The 14,881-nt window shown below is 48.0% G+C and carries 16 protein-coding genes; 12 read left to right on the top strand and 4 right to left on the bottom strand.

Going from position 1 to position 14,881, the window contains the following annotated elements:
• Nucleotides 1-2: 2 nt before the first annotated feature.
• Together ACBZ72_07570 and ACBZ72_07565 are read right to left on the bottom strand one after the other, a co-directional pair.
• Nucleotides 3-509, bottom strand: coding sequence for a dTDP-4-dehydrorhamnose 3,5-epimerase family protein (locus tag ACBZ72_07570; protein ID XES76039.1), 507 nt, complete (start codon nt 507-509; stop codon nt 3-5).
• 86 nt (nt 510-595) lie between these two features.
• A complete protein-coding gene (locus tag ACBZ72_07565) occupies nt 596-1,654 on the bottom strand; it encodes a glucose-1-phosphate thymidylyltransferase (GenBank protein ID XES76038.1) in 1,059 nt (352 codons plus the stop codon).
• Between the two features lie 253 nt (nt 1,655-1,907).
• Between ACBZ72_07565 and ACBZ72_07560 the strand changes: the two genes are divergently transcribed.
• The 4 genes from ACBZ72_07560 to ACBZ72_07545 are packed head-to-tail and all read left to right on the top strand — an operon-like array spanning nt 1,908 to nt 3,362.
• A complete protein-coding gene (locus ACBZ72_07560) occupies nt 1,908-2,372 on the top strand; it encodes a 30S ribosomal protein S19e (GenBank protein ID XES76037.1) in 465 nt (154 codons plus the stop codon).
• Nucleotides 2,359-2,706: a DNA-binding protein gene (locus ACBZ72_07555; protein ID XES78664.1), complete on the top strand. Its 348-nt coding sequence runs from the start codon at nt 2,359-2,361 to the stop codon at nt 2,704-2,706. The genes ACBZ72_07560 and ACBZ72_07555 overlap by 14 nt, the downstream gene beginning before the upstream one ends.
• A 4-nt stretch (nt 2,707-2,710) precedes the next feature.
• Entirely contained in the window at nt 2,711-2,869 is a 159-nt protein-coding gene (locus ACBZ72_07550) for a 50S ribosomal protein L39e (GenBank protein XES76036.1), read from the top strand.
• Between the two features lie 13 nt (nt 2,870-2,882).
• Nucleotides 2,883-3,362 (top strand): 50S ribosomal protein L31e, encoded by a 480-nt coding sequence (locus ACBZ72_07545; protein XES76035.1) that lies wholly within the window; start codon nt 2,883-2,885, stop codon nt 3,360-3,362.
• 34 nt (nt 3,363-3,396) lie between these two features.
• On the opposite strand, the gene ACBZ72_07540 is transcribed toward ACBZ72_07545, so the two are convergent.
• Nucleotides 3,397-4,221 (bottom strand): TrmB family transcriptional regulator, encoded by an 825-nt coding sequence (locus ACBZ72_07540; GenBank protein XES76034.1) that lies wholly within the window; start codon nt 4,219-4,221, stop codon nt 3,397-3,399.
• 145 nt (nt 4,222-4,366) lie between these two features.
• Between ACBZ72_07540 and ACBZ72_07535 the strand changes: the two genes are divergently transcribed.
• Nucleotides 4,367-7,099, top strand: coding sequence for a PQQ-binding-like beta-propeller repeat protein (locus ACBZ72_07535; GenBank protein XES76033.1), 2,733 nt, complete (start codon nt 4,367-4,369; stop codon nt 7,097-7,099).
• 163 nt (nt 7,100-7,262) lie between these two features.
• Here ACBZ72_07535 and ACBZ72_07530 read toward each other — a convergent pair whose 3' ends face one another.
• Nucleotides 7,263-8,054 (bottom strand): TrmB family transcriptional regulator, encoded by a 792-nt coding sequence (locus tag ACBZ72_07530; protein XES76032.1) that lies wholly within the window; start codon nt 8,052-8,054, stop codon nt 7,263-7,265.
• A gap of 147 nt (nt 8,055-8,201) precedes the next feature.
• Here ACBZ72_07530 and ACBZ72_07525 point away from each other — a divergent pair, with 147 nt between their 5' ends.
• The 7 genes from ACBZ72_07525 to ACBZ72_07495 all read left to right on the top strand — a co-directional run bounded on the left by ACBZ72_07525 (nt 8,202) and on the right by ACBZ72_07495 (nt 14,870).
• Complete coding sequence (locus tag ACBZ72_07525) at nt 8,202-11,207, top strand: PQQ-binding-like beta-propeller repeat protein (protein ID XES76031.1); 3,006 nt, start codon at nt 8,202-8,204, stop codon at nt 11,205-11,207.
• 178 nt (nt 11,208-11,385) lie between these two features.
• Nucleotides 11,386-11,835 (top strand): hypothetical protein, encoded by a 450-nt coding sequence (locus ACBZ72_07520; GenBank protein XES76030.1) that lies wholly within the window; start codon nt 11,386-11,388, stop codon nt 11,833-11,835.
• An 89-nt stretch (nt 11,836-11,924) separates the two neighbouring features.
• Nucleotides 11,925-12,755 carry a translation initiation factor IF-6 gene (locus tag ACBZ72_07515; protein XES76029.1) on the top strand — a complete coding sequence of 277 codons (831 nt, stop codon included), beginning with the start codon at nt 11,925-11,927 and terminating at the stop codon, nt 12,753-12,755.
• Nucleotides 12,756-12,983, top strand: a complete 228-nt coding sequence (gene rpl18a / locus ACBZ72_07510; GenBank protein XES76028.1) for a 50S ribosomal protein L18Ae — start codon at nt 12,756-12,758, stop codon at nt 12,981-12,983.
• An 8-nt stretch (nt 12,984-12,991) separates the two neighbouring features.
• Nucleotides 12,992-13,426 carry a prefoldin subunit alpha gene (pfdA, locus tag ACBZ72_07505; GenBank protein XES76027.1) on the top strand — a complete coding sequence of 145 codons (435 nt, stop codon included), beginning with the start codon at nt 12,992-12,994 and terminating at the stop codon, nt 13,424-13,426.
• A 3-nt stretch (nt 13,427-13,429) separates the two neighbouring features.
• Nucleotides 13,430-14,335 (top strand): signal recognition particle-docking protein FtsY, encoded by a 906-nt coding sequence (gene ftsY / locus ACBZ72_07500; GenBank protein ID XES76026.1) that lies wholly within the window; start codon nt 13,430-13,432, stop codon nt 14,333-14,335.
• 58 nt (nt 14,336-14,393) lie between these two features.
• Complete coding sequence (locus ACBZ72_07495; protein XES76025.1) at nt 14,394-14,870, top strand: pyridoxamine 5'-phosphate oxidase family protein; 477 nt, start codon at nt 14,394-14,396, stop codon at nt 14,868-14,870.
• Nucleotides 14,871-14,881 lie beyond the last annotated feature (11 nt).

Below are 14,881 nucleotides of genomic sequence, written 5' to 3'. Positions count from 1 at the left end.
AATCACTTATGTGGCGGGTAATTCCAGTCCCAAGGTTTGCCAACACGAGGGTCCTTAGTTTTACCGTTAATGATTTTTGGAATTAAAGCGGGGTCGTTCCAGGGTCGACGCTCCTCATCTGGATCCGCGGCGTCATACAAGTTAGTGGTGAAGTAAAGTAACATAGCCTGTTCGTTGCCTACGGCTTTAAAGCCGTGCCAAAAGTGGCCTGGCACTCGGACTGCCTGAATGCTTGTGCCTGAGGAAACTATTTCGTTAAGTTCGGCGGTTTCGTCGTCGTAGACGCCAATTTTGATTGCGCCCTTCAGCGCCAAAAAGTAGTCTGTTTGTCCACGCAGGTGACGATGCCAGGCTCGGATGATTCCGGGGTATGTTGTGGACAAGTTTGCTTGGGAGATAACATCGCCATCTATTAGAAGGTCCTTGCAGTCTTTTCTAAAGACTTCCATGAAGGAGCCTCTTTCGTCAAAAAATCGTTTCAAATGTTTAACTACTATTCCAGGCAGCATCCGTATCACTTTTCCTTCGAATACTTGTTCTTTTGTTCAGCTTGTTATTTAACATTTGTCCGCTTCAAGCCGAACAGGTTTAGTTTCTACACATCTACTTCGGAGTAGTCGCCTATATGGAGTTTTATGGTGTTGACTTTCTTGTTTCGGGTAACTTTCGCTTTTCTGCCAATGAGGCTGTCTTCAAGGCGCTCAACGTTTTCTACGGTGACGTTTTCCAAAACCACACTGTACTCCACATGTGAATGAGCAACTATCGAGTCGTTGCCTACGCTTGTGAAGGGACCAATGAAAGAGTCTTCCACTAAGGCGTTTCTGCCGATAACTGCCGGTCCCCTAACCGTGCTGTTAACTATCTTGGCGCCCTCTGCCACAAAGACGCGTCCCTCGATAACGCTGTTTTCCACCTGCCCTTTTACTTCATGGTGGATGTATTCGTCTAGGATTTTGGCGTTTGCGCTGAGGATGTCGTCTTTTTTGCCTGTGTCTAGCCACCATGAGTTAAGGATTTCAGCTTTTACCTTAAACCCTAAGTTGACCATTTCTTGTACGGCATCAGTTATTTCAAGTTCTCCCCGCCAGCTGGGCTTGATGCGCTCGATGGCTTGGTGAACTTTGTTAGAGAAAAGGTAGGTTCCGATGATAGCCAAGTTTCCCATGGGCGTTTTAGGCTTCTCAACCAACCGCACAATGTTACCGTCGCTGTCCAGTTGGGCGATGCCAAACCGCGAGGGATCCTCCACTTCTTTAAGTATGATAAGGGCGTCGAGGTTTTCGGTTTGGAATTTTTCTACAAAGGGTTTTATTCCTTGTCCGGTGACGTTGTCGCCAAGGCACATGACAAACGAGTCTTCCGCCAAGAATGGTTGAGCTGTTTTTACGGCGTGAGCTAACCCGAGGGGCTCTTGGGGGATGTATGCGATGTCAAAGCCCCATTGGGCGCCGTTTTGGACGTAGTCTTTGACGTTGTTTTGGGTTTCAGGCGCGGTTATTATGCCCACTTGGGTAATGCTGGTTTGGCGGACTTGGTCTAGTACGTAGCCTAAGATGGGTTTGTTGGCTACGGGTATGAGTTGTTTGGCGCATGTGAATGTTAGGGGTCTTAGGCGTGTGCCTTTTCCGCCGCTTAGGACAAGAGCTTTCATGGGGTTCACCGCGTTTCTGTTTATTATTAGTGCTTTAAGGTTTTAAAGCTACGCCCTCAATTCGAATATGCATAGTCGTATGCTTTGTTCGGCGGCGGGTTCTTTTGGTTCCGCCGATTTCACGCCAACGCCGCCTTAGCTCCGTGTCCCGTGACTGTGGTGAACTGGAAACAAAATTTTTTTCCACCCAGAGAATATTTATATTGGGCTAGGTTGTCTTACTGCAAGGAATAGCCTAGAAGAGTCGAGAATCTTGACAACTCCATACGATGTTCCCGTTTCACAATTCATTGAACGTTTAGCCAAATATCTTAAGGAAAACGTTGAGCAAGTTCAGCCTCCATCATGGGCTGCAGTAGCAAAGACTGGCAGTCATACTGAGAAGCAGCCTCAAAACCCTGACTGGTGGTACATCCGTGCAGCAAGTTTACTCCGCAAAGTCTACGTTCACGGACCCATCGGGCTGGAAAAACTCCGCAGCGACTACGGCGGAAGGAAAGGCTTCACAGTTAGACTAAATCATGCCTCCAAAGCAGGCGGCGGTAACATCCGCAAAGTTCTCCAGCAACTTGAAGCCGCTGGTTTTGTTCAGATTACTCGCCCCAAAGGCAGAATCCTAACGCCTAAAGGCAGAAAAATGATGAAGGAAGTTAGCCAAGACCTCCACAAGGAACTTGTGAAGACCGCTCCTGAACTTAAGAAGTATCAAGGCGAATGAATCAATGTCTGATGATGAGCTTGAAGCGATCCGTCGAAGAAAGCTTTCTGCATATCAGCAGCGGGGCTCCGACGAGCAAAGGCAAGCTCAAGCTGAAAGGGACGTAGAAGCCCAAAAGGAAGCCCTGCTTAGACAGATTTTGTCGCCAGAAGCACGGCAACGTCTTACCAATCTCAAGATGGTTAAGCGGGACTTCACAGAGCAGTTGGAACTGCAACTCATCCAGCTGGCACAGACAGGACGAATTGCTCTTCCTATCTCTGATGCGCAGCTGAAGCAAATATTAATCCAGCTTCAATCTCGGAAGCGGGAAACAAGAATAACTAGGATTTGAAAGTATGGCGCGAGTTAAACCAGCAGCCAAGAAACTAAGATTAGCTAAAGCCGGTAAACAAAAGGAATCTGTTCCCACATGGGTAATTGCGCGGACAGACGGCAAAGTGAGAACCAACCCTAAACGCCGAAGAAACTGGCGAACCCGTAAAATAAAGGCATAGGAGAAACATGACCATGGTCAATGAAGCAAAACCCGAAGAGCTGTCTCAGGAACCTATAGCGGAAGCAACCGAAGACAAGCCCATTGAAGAAAACCTCATGGACTCTTTGGAGGCTGAAGTTGAAGCTGAAGAAGCCGCAAAGCCTGAAGCTGTACCCGTTGAATTAGCCCCAACTCCTACGAAAAAGAAGAAAAAAGATGAAGAAGAAATCGTTGAAGAGAAAACCTACACCATACCCCTTGCTAAAGCCTTGATTATGCCTCCGCGAAAACGTTCGCCGCGAGCCATGCGTATGCTTCGGGCTTACGTCGTGAAACACATGAAGGTCCCCACCCGCGCTGAAGAAGAAGACGAAGAACCTCCAACCCTCACAATAACCAACGAAGTCAACGAGTACCTCTGGAGCAAAGGCATTGAGAAACCACCCCGGAAAATCCGGGTGCGCGCCACAAAAGACAGCGAAGGCAACGTAACCGTTCATCTAGCGGAGTAACCGCCCTGCCTCAATTTTTAATCTTAACTTTTTGTTAGGCGTAATTGTATTCGTGTGTTAGGTTTTTCTCTGCTTGGTTCCACATGCTTTCAAAGTAGAAATGTGCTAGATTTGTGAAGATGCGGTTGGTTGACTTCATCATTGTGAGGTCATTGGCGTAAACCGTAGTGATGGTGTCCATGAACATATTCACGGCGTTCTTGTCGGTGATTAGCATGAAGAGCGGCTTTTCTTCTCGGGTGAATCGGAGGCTGAACATCGGGTTTTTCTTGAGGAACTGCGTTATCGCCAAAAACGCGTTATCATTATACGGCCTGTCTATAGCCGCTCTAACTATCACGCCTCGTTTTCCTGCTTCTGTTAAGTTAAAGTTAAAATCGAAGATGAATTCCCTGAAAACTTCCCATGAACTGCTCATGCTGATGCATTCTTGGGCTGTGGCTAAGTCTTCTCTGAAGGCTGTTGCTATTCTTTCTCGTCCGGCAATCAAAATAAACTGGGGCTCCTCCTGGGGTGAGTTGGCATCTGGAGGTTGTTCTCTGAATTTCTCAAAAAGCCGCTCCGCTTCAAGTTGGGTTTTGCAAAGAGCCTTTTTCTGCCGCTGCAGCAGAATAGCGAGGCCTTCTTCTAACGAAACTGCCTTAAACGTTGCCGGCAGCGTGAGTGCCCTGTCAACTAAGCCCAGTTTTTGTAGAGCCGCTATTATCCTATAGATGTCTTGTCGGGATACCTTTGCTACTTTGGCGATTTTTTTAATAGTGGTTCTTCCCGTTAAAACTAGGGCAAGATATACTCTGGCTTGTCTTGGTGTGAGCTCCAAGGAAGTGAGAGTTTTCACGTCTTCTTCTTGAATCTCCACTATTCTCTCTCCAGTTTCTATTCAGTGTGGTTTGCATAAAAATTTTTGGTAACTGACGGTTCTGTCTGTCGGAGTGCGACATTCCAACCCTTAAGTTGATACAAAAACAACTACTGAACTATGGAATTCAGGAGAATGAGAGAAAATGAAAATCCGAAAGAATAAAAAGAAAAATACGTCTGACCAAGCAGCTATCGCTGTAACTGCGTTACTTCTGATGCTAACAATTACTTCTCTGATTGCACTCCCCCCTGTCACTGCACACGACCCCCCATGGACAGTTCCCACATACACCTACGTTTCAGTAACAAACGATGTCATTGGTGTTGACCAACCGTTTACCATCGTCTTTTGGACCGCTGCGTATCCGCCAACCGCAAACGGCGCCTACGGTGACAGGTGGGATTTCACTGTGGAAGTCACCAAACCCGACGGTTCCATAGACACAATTGGCCCAATCACTTCTGACCCCGTCGGCAGTGGCTGGACCAGCTATCAGCCAACGCAAATCGGAACCTACACCGTTGTTGCTAAAGTTGCAGAGCATATAGTTACTGGTTTGCCTAAACCTGAAGGCGGCTACTTCATGGGCGGTGATTCATACATCAACGACACTTTCGCCGCCAGCAGCAGCGACCCCGTCACCGTAACCGTACAGCAAGACCCAATCGAAGGCTGGCCTGAAGCCCCTCTACCAACCGAATTCTGGACCAGACCCATCAACGAAGCCAACCGCAACTGGGCATACCTTGCCGGCAACTGGCTAGGCGGGGCAGCTCAAAATATTGGGCCAACAAGCAATTACGCGTTTGGGCTGGGGCCTGAAAGTCCGCACATAATGTGGGCTACTCCAATGTGGTCAGGAGGCTTGATGGATACCCGATTTGGCGACACCGGCTACTCAACATCCGACTACGAAGGTTTGAGCCTAAATCCACCGATAATTCTTGACGGAAAAATCTTCTACAACGTTCAATCACTACCCAAATACGGCTGGTACTGCCTCGACTTATACACGGGAGAAACCTTATACTTCCACAACACCACCGGACCCATATCTACACCAAGTGGCTCCTCGTCAGGAGCAATCACAGGCGGGGCATTAGCGTTTGGCCAAATATTCAACTATGACTCACCTAACCAGCACGGCGGCAAACCCTACCTCTGGTCAACCGGTAGTGCAGGCGGCTTCATGGAGTCAGCGGGCGCAACTTGGATGATGTTTGACGCGTTTACTGGCAACTACATGTGCAGCATAGAAAACGTTCCTTCATGGGCTGGCGGAGGCGGCTTTTTCGGCGGCGGAGGCGTTTCAGTTTACGGCGACGACGGCAGTTTAACCTACTACAACATCGTGGGCACATCTGACCCCGCCAATCCGATGGCTCCCGCAACAGAACCTTTCTACTTGCAGTGCTGGAACACTACCCAAACGATTTGGTGGAAACCCGTTTGGGGTACTACGTTTGCTGAGTACTGGCTTTGGCGGCCTGGCTTAAACGTGACCTACGACGGCAACAACGGCTATTCCTTGAATGTTTCCGTGCCTCAGATGGCTGGCAGCCTTCGTGTGGTTCGTGAGGACGAGTTTGTTATCGGCGGAACTTCAGGCAAAAACAACGGCACTTACGTCGAAGAAGGTAACCTTTGGGCGCTGAGCCTTAAACCTGGCGAAGAAGGCACACTGCTCTGGAACATAACCTTCACGCCACCCGAAAGTGTTCCTGACCGCGCAATCACCGGAGTTTTCGGCGGAGGCAGCATGAGCGGACCCACAGTTGACCCTGAAGACGGCGTCTTCATCTATTCACAGTCTATGACGCGGCAATGGTGGGGCTTTGACCTAGAAACAGGCGAGCAAATTTGGGGACCAACAGACCCTGAACCGCAAATGAAGTTCTACGGCATGACTGGCACCATCTACGACGGAAAACTCATTTCGTCAACTGGTTTATCCAGCGGAGACCTGTACGCCTACAACATCACAACTGGTGAGCTCCTTTGGGTTTACAACGCTTCTCAGGTTGGCTTTGAATCCCCCTACGGCGGCTACCCCATCTCAGTTGCGTGTATTTGTGACGGCAAAATCTACACCTACTCCACCGAGCACTCTCCCACCCAGCCATTGTGGCGCGGTTCTTATCTGCGATGCATCAACGCCTCTGACGGAGCAGAAATCTGGAAGATTCTGCATTGGGGGTCAGCAGTGGCGGCGGACGGCTTCCTTGTTGGACTCAACTTCTACGACAACCAAATCTACTGTTACGGTAAAGGACCAAGCGAAACCACCGTGACTGTTGCTCCAAAAATCTCCACGGAAGGAAGCAGCGTATTAATTGAAGGCACCGTGACAGACCAAACCCCCGCGCAAGCAGGCACTCCCGCAATCGCCGATGAGGACATGCAGGCTTGGATGGAGTACATGTACGCTAAGCAAGCCAAGCCTCTGGATGCAGAAGGGGTTACTGTTAAGTTGACTGCTTTTGACCCCAACGGCAACACGCAAGAAATTGGCCCTGTAACCAGCGACATTTACGGCAACTTTGCAACCCAGTGGTGTCCTCCAGTGCCTGGACTTTACACAGTGGTTGCCACTTTTGAGGGGTCAAACTCCTACTACGGGTCATCGGCAAAAACCGCCTTCGCAGTTGATGAAGCTGTCGCAGCATCCCCCCTGCCCACAGTTCAGGGAACACCCACTCCGGCGCCTGCAAGCCCAACACAAACTCCAATGCAAACTGCGTCACCGACCCCCGCGCTTGCCGTTCCACCTACCAGCGATGTCCCCACAACCACCTACATCGCCATCGGAGTAGCGGTCGTAATTGTTGTTGCAGCCGCAGCAGCTCTTGCGTTAAGAAAACGCAAAACCCCCTAACCCCCTTTTTCTTTTGAAAACCCTAAAAGTGGCTGAGAGGGCTCTGGATGCAAAAGATGTTTACTCGCTGGGTATCCTTCTCTCCGATTCGCGTCAGAGCCCCAGCAAACTCTCTCAACTCTGAAACTGGTCACTGTGTCTTCTGTTCGATTAAACTTACCTGCTATTTGTCAAGTATAAGGTTCGGCTTTTCTTTCGATGCTCTCCATAGTATGTCAAAGCAGTTTTGTAGCATCTCGACAAAGCACGGGTGATTAGAAGTTAACACCGCAACTTCAGATGATGCTGAGACGCATCTATTTGGATAAACAGCCAAATGCGCCCTTTTTCTGTCGTATATAACCAGTTCAAGCGGAACAGGATACTTTAAGACCCTGACCTCTCGTTTTGGGAAATTTTGCCGAAAAGTAGAATAATATTTAGTATTATCTGTCACTATTCGTAGTTCTAAATCTTTTCTATATTCAATTCTGCGCGTGTCAAGTGCTTCTGCGATCCGCAGCATAAGGGGGTCGAATTTTACCGTAGTATCTATTGTCCTTGAAGGTTTTCCCCACTTATGAAGGGCGCTCTTTACTCTTTCCGTTCCGGTTATTAAATCGAATGTATATTCAGCTTTTACGTTATATTCTGGTAGGCTTTCCTTGAAAGTTTTCGATATTTCGGCTGTTTTCTTTTCCATGTTGGAAAGCCAATTCGATTTCCTCTCAAGTAGTATGCCAAATAACTGGTTTAATGGCGCTGTTTTGAACTGGCTTGGTCTGCCAAGCTGTTCCGTTACTAACCCTTTTTTCTGCAGGTCAGTCAAAGCGTTGTAAATTTGTTGTCTATGAACATCTAGTGTTACTGAGATGTCTTTAGCGGTCGTGCGATTATGCTTTTGCAGAGCGACTAGAATTCTTGCTTCCAGTTCTGTCAAGCCCAACTCACTGAAGGCTTTTACAGTATCTTCCATTCCTTTTAGTCTCTCCATTATTAGCGATAATGTTGAGTACAGTAACGTTTAGCTTTTTTGGATTTTCAACAAAAGTTGTCTAAACTTTAGTTTCTTACAAGTTTTTAAAAATCTTTTAAGCCTTTTCACGGTATAGGAGTAAAAAAAATGAAAGAAAAAAACAAAGATAGAAGAGTTATAACTGCCCTTTTTTTGGCTTTTCTTATGCTTTCTTCAGTTCTCTTTGCAATCTCAGATTTTACAATGCCTACGGCTGAAGCACAAACCGCGAATGACCTGCTGCAATATGGTTATCCCAAAATAGGCGGGGATGCCAGTAACACGTATTTCACTGCTGGTCCAGCTCCTAATTCTCCGAACTTGCAGTGGACAACTACTTTGCCAACTGTCCTGCACAGTCAAATAGTAGCCTTAGGGGGCTTGATTCTTGTAAGTGATGTTCCACAAGGTTATCCCAGCCAAGCTGGTACATTATACGCTCTTGACCATACAACAGGAAAAATCGTCTGGTCAAGACCGACCCTTGGTACACTTAGCATCAACAGTATTTTCGGCGTAGACAATACTTACATGATCTACGGCTCCGACTGTGTTAGAATTGCCGATGGTACAAAAGTGTGGACAGGTCCGACAGGGTTTAGTGCTGGGGGCTATACGCCTACAGTGGGGTACATTCCTGAACAGAAAATGTTCGTCATTAATACTATAGGGTGGAAACTCAACGACCCATCACAACCCCCAACCGTAGCGTGGAACAGAACAACTAGCGCAGATTACGGTAAATATGGCTCGGAGTCACCCGCGGCATACGGTGGCGGAGTAGTGGTTATGTCAACCAGCCTAAATTACCTAACAGGCGTTAACGCTTCAACTGGAGCGACAATGTGGACAGTTAATACGAAGCGTGGTGCATTCAGCGGGATGACTTATGTCGACGGTGTATTCTCTGCTGCTGGCATCAACGGCGTAATGGAAGGTTGGAACGCCACCACCGGCGAACACCTTTGGTCTTACAACCCAAACAGCTTCTTTAATGAGTTCTTTGGATACCAAGGTGCAGCATACGGTATGATATACTCAAAGAACCAGGATGGCTATATCTACGCTGTAAATGCAACCACTGGTCAACTCGTATGGAAAAAGAACGGACCCGGTGTCGGTTTCACCAACCAACTTTCGATTGCAGATGGTAAAATCTACGTTCAAATGGGTGAAAACCAATATGCAGATCCAGATACAGGTATGCCCAGCCACTCTGAGTTTGACTGCTTCGACGCTTACACTGGTGAGCTAATTTGGCGTCTACCTATAGAAAACGGTGCACCACGCAATCTTCAGTGTGTTGCCTACGGAAATCTGTACATAATTCCTTGTACTTCAACATGGGCGAATGGCACATTTGTATATACAGGGGAAACAGGTTATGGTGGCGGCAGCAATCAGGTGTGGTGCATAGGCAACACACCCCGTGATTGGTCAATGTTCATGAACGATCCAGCGCACTCTGGCGTGGGTTACGGCCCAACAAACTTGGCCCTTAAGTGGAGTGCTCAGACAGGCGGTGCTTTAGTGTCCTCGCCAACGCTTGTTAATGGTGTGGCGTATGTAAGCTCATGGGATGGTAATATCTACGCGTTAAATGCTGACACCGGTGCATCGATATGGAACTATTCGACAGGCAAAATAGGCTTCAGTAGCACAGTAGCGGTAGGCAATGGCAAGCTGTACACAGGTCCAGACGATGGTAACGTCTACTGTTTGGATGCAACAACTGGAACTAAGGTGTGGCAATCAAGTGCTAGCGTAGGGTCTGGCTCTCCAATAGTTACAGACGACAAGGTATACGTTGCTGGAGGTAACACGCTTTACTGTTTCGATGCGAATAGTGGATCTGAAGTTTGGAAATATAATGCGGGCGCAAGAATAGGGGGCTCATCAGCGGCTGCTACACGCGGATACGTGGATGGAACTCCTGCAGTGGCTGATGGTGCAGTCTATATTGGAGTTAACGGTGTAGCAGGAAGCGCAGGTTTTAACGTAACAAAGCTCGACGCAGAAACAGGTGCGGTCATTTTCAACGTTGTATGCCCTGGCTATTTAGGTGGCGCTTCAGCCCCCTGGTGGATTCTGGGTTCTGTAACGCTTGGTGATGGCATGGTTTTTGCTCAAGGAACCTACAGAAATAACTACGCTCTGAACGCCACCACAGGCGCAATGATTTGGCTGTACCAAACTGGAAATAATCCGGGCACTCCTGAGCAGAATCAAGGAACCGGTCAGGCTGGCTTGTTATACCACAGCGGCTCAGTCTATCTTAGTGACTTCTACTCTGTGAGCTGCGTCAATGCTACTACTGGAAACAAAACATGGAGCACATACACGTCTCGCGAGGGCATAGCTCCAGGTTTATCCTACTCTTACGGGGTGGTCTACGCCATAAACGAAGTGGGAACCCTGTATGTACTGGATGCCTCAACTGGAGCAAAATACTCGTGGTACCAACTTGGAGGCGACGAATTGCACTCGATTCCGACGCCCTATAACGGTTCGCTGTATTTGACGAGTATGGACTGGGCTCTTTACTGCTTCGAAGAAGCCCCAGCAGTGCAAACTTCCGGTCCAGCTTTGCCTACTTTGGTGACAGTGGATGCTGCACCGAAATTCCAGACGCTGGGTTCAGCTGTATTGTTTGAAGGCACTGTTGCAGTGCAGTCTACTGGTGCGCAAACTGGTATTCCTGTTGATGTGCATTTGTTAGCTTTTGATCCTAATGGCAACTATCAAGATGTTGGCATTGTTACTAGTGATGACTCTGGCTTCTTCTGCACTACTTGGACTCCGCCTGTTCCTGGTTCGTATGTTGTTACAGCGCGATTTGAGGGCGATCAGTACTTCTTGTCGTCTACTGCAAAGTCAGCTTTTGTCGTAACAGAAGCATCTGCAGCTAGCGCCGTTGTCTCCCCAACTCCGGCATCTGCGGGAACTCCTCCGCCAGTGTCAACTCCTGTACCGTCTGTTTCGCCTTCGCCTAGTGCGGCTCCGCAGCCAGCTACTACAGCAGCCACGCCAACCTTGACTTACATCGCTATTGGTGCAGCAGTTATAATCGTGGTCGCCGCCGCAGCGGTGCTAGTGCTAAGGAAACGGAAATAGACAGCCGCAAAACAACAACTTTCCTTTTTCCTTTTTTTGTTAGGAGAAGCATTGGCAAAAAAGAGGGGCTGAGTGGGCTCTGGAGATGATTTCCAACTTTGCTCGTTGGTTTTCATTTTCTTTCTCTCCTAAATCCCGTTCAGAGCCCCAGTAAACCCTCCCTTAGGAGTTGAAATACATGAGTGTTGGTTCAAAAATTAAAGTTATGTTACAAGGTAACAGATGGAAATTTGTTTTAAGTGGAGGTCTCTTGGGTGTTTTTTTTAATGTTTTGCCTTCGGTTGTTTTCATGGAAGCTTCTGATTTTTTTGTTGTTGCGGGTTTGACTGGTTTTTTTGTGGTGGCTGTTTGTGTGTTTGGGGCGGTTTGGGGCTTAAAAGAGTTTTCACCTTTTGAGAAGGTTCGTTTTTTTCTTTTTGGTGTACTTTTTGCTTCAGTGTTGTTTACCTTTGCTTATCTTTTTGAATTTTTAGTTTTTGAATGTGCGCCTGTTTTGTTGAACAGTAAACCTTATTTTGCTATTAGTCGAGTTCCTTTTATTTCCTTTTTTGTATCTTTATCTACAGTGGTCCTGCTGAGTTTGGTTCAGACATTGTTGTCTAAAAAACTATCATCTAACGCGGACTGAGTATTTCGTAGGGCGATTCAGCTTTTCTAAAGATAACTGGTTTGTGTGTTTGGGTGCGTAAAAGGGGTGGCTTTTTCCGAGAGCTTTAAATGTGCTCTCTGCAAATTGGTTCTTGCAGCATAAATGTTAGAGGCAGAATTTCACTTGCAGAATCCATTGTCTACAATGTTTACAAACAAAAAAGTGGGCTGCTAAAAATTCCGCTGTTAAAAACCCGTTTAGCTGAGGAGAATAACCAATTGACCGTGTATCTAACCAGTCTAGTCAGCAGCGCAAGCATAGGCGTATACTCTCTTGCTACTGACAAATTCGTTTTAATCCCAAAAATGGTTCCAACCGATAAAGCCCAAAAAACCGCTGAATGGCTAAACGTCCCACTTATCCACACCAGCATCGGCGCCAGCCTGCTCGCAGGAACCTTAGCCTGCGCAAACAGCAACGGCATAATCCTTTCCTCTTTTGCCCGCCAAGAAGAAATCGACGCAATTAAAGCAGGGTTTGACGGCAACGTGGTTGTTATGGAGAGCCGTAAAACCGCCTTTGGCAACTTGGTTTTAGCTAACGATAAAGGCGCTGTGGTTGACCCCCGCATGAAGGACTTTGTCATGAAACAGGTTTCCGACGCTTTGGGGGTTGAAGTTGTTCCGGGCAGAATCGCCGACTTAACCTACGTGGGCGCCTTGGCGGTTGCCACCAACAAAGGGGTCTTGGCGCATCCTATGCTTAAGGAGGATGAGAAGCAGGTTTTGGAGTCTGTGTTGAAGGTTCCAGTGGATGTGGGCACCGTGAACTGTGGCATACCCTACGTTGGCACGGGCTTAATTGCTAATTCGCATGTTGCAGTTGCTGGTTCTTTGACAACTGGACCCGAGATGTTTATAATTGGGAATGCATTGGATGTTGTGCAGGAAGTAGAATAAATGAAGGTTTTCAAAGTAACCGGCAAGATTTACAAGCCGAACCTAAAAACGGACTTCGTCAGGGAAATGGTAGCCGACAAGCCCGAGCACGCTGAAGAACGCGTCTACGCCGAAATCGGCAGCCGCCACCGCGTGAAACGTTGCCACATGAAAGTCACCAAAGTTGAAGAAGTTCCCGCAGACGAAATCACAAACCCTACTCTAAAGAAAATGGTTCTTGGTGAATAAGCTTGGGTATGGTGGGCAACGAGGAAGAGGAAGTCCGCAAGCTCAGCATGCAGTTACGCTATTTTGAGCAGACAGCAGATACCCTGCAGCAACGCCTTAGCATGTTAACTGCAGCTTTAACCGACTTGACCTACGCTAACATGACGCTGGAAAGCCTCGAGAAAGAGCAAGAGAACGCTGAGATGCTGGTTCCCATTGGCGGTAGTAGCTACATCAACGTTAAACTTGCTGACCCCAACAAGGTTGTGGTTGGTTTAGGGTCAGGTGTGAGTGTGGAGAAAACTTTGCCCGAAGCCAAAACCATCGTTAAGCAACGCCTTGACGATTTAGAGAAAACCCGCGTGCAAGCGCAGCAGCAGCTAACCCAAGTTGTCGAACGCATCAACCAAGACCGCAACCGCATGGAAAGTCTACTTGCAGGGATACGTGCAGGACCGCAGTAGTCTATGTTTGATAAGCTCAAGTCGGGTTTCAAAGGCTTAGTAACCAAAGTAACCACCGCTGAGCTTAAACCCCAAAACCTGCGTCCCCTTCTTGACGACTTCAAAATGACGCTGGCAGAAAACGATGTTGCTTTTGAAGTTGCAGACAAAGTGTGTGACGAGTTGGAGAAGCGCCTGACGGGCGTGCAGGTGAAAAGGCTTGAGGACCGCAAAAATTTTGTCGAAGAAAACCTGCGGCAAGTCCTGCTGGAAGTCATGTTACCCAAAGAAAAAATTGACCTTCTCGCCAAAGCTGAAGAGAAGCGTAACGAAAAAGACCCTTTGGTGTTGATGTTTGTGGGCATAAACGGCACAGGCAAAACCACCAGCATCGCCAAAGTTGCGCAGTATTTTAAAAATAAAAAGTACAGTCTCGTTTTGGCGGGCAGCGACACTTATCGTGCAGGCAGCATCGAGCAGTTAGAGGAGCATGCGCGACGGTTGAACTTGAAGGTGATTAAGCACCAGTACGGAGCTGACCCCGCGGCGGTGGCATTTGACACGGTTAGCCACGCCAAAGCTCATGGCACAAGCGTTGTCTTGATTGATACGGCGGGCAGGATGCAGACTAACCAGAACTTGATGAGTGAGTTGTCTAAGGTGAAGCGTGTGGTGCAGCCTGACTTCACCATTTTGACGGTGGATTCGCTGGCGGGGAACGATGCGGTGCAGCAGGCAGAAGAATTCAATAAATGTGTGGGTATTGACGCGACGATTTTGACTAAGGTGGATGCGGACGTGAAGGGTGGCGCGGCGTTGAGTGTGACGTATGTGACGCAGAAGCCGATTTTGTTCATCGGGGTAGGGCAGGAATACAAGGACCTAGAACTGTTTAACCCCGACAAATTCGTCAACATGATCCTTAGGTAATACCTTAGGCGGTTACTTTCTTATACTTCTTGCAGCATAAATCCTTCAGGGTGGCTGCTTGGTTCTAATAAAACTGCCAAAAATGACCCAGCCCGAAATCAACCAACTGCTGACCACACAGTTCCTCTGCCGAATCGCCTTTCAAGACCCGTCTGGACCCTACATCGCTCCCTTCCAATACGTTTACCTCAACGGCACCCTGTATTTTCATTTTACAGGTTATGGCAAAAAAATTGGCCTACTTCAAGAAGGTCGTTCTGTGTGTGTTGAAATTGAACAGTACACTTCAGACCTTGCTTCGTATGGTTTTGTCTTGCTGGCGGGCAGGCTGCATGTCGTCGTCGATTCAAGCGAGAAAACCCTGGTCCTTTCAAAGATGGTTGAAGCTGCCAAGGCGAAGGGTTTGTCGACCAGTTTTTTAGCTGCACATGGTTTTCCCAAAAACGCTGACTGGTCTTCCCTAACCACAGACCCAGCGTTGGTTGTGGTGAAGCTCGTGGATGTTTCCGAAGTTACGGGGTTGAAGTCACCTTAATGGGAGGCGCC

The organism is Candidatus Bathyarchaeia archaeon, from assembly GCA_041447175.1.
Classification (GTDB): domain Archaea; phylum Thermoproteota; class Bathyarchaeia; order Bathyarchaeales; family Bathycorpusculaceae; genus JADGNF01.
The sequence above is the reverse complement of the archived record's forward strand: the minus strand, read 5'-3'. Positions and strand labels throughout refer to the sequence as shown.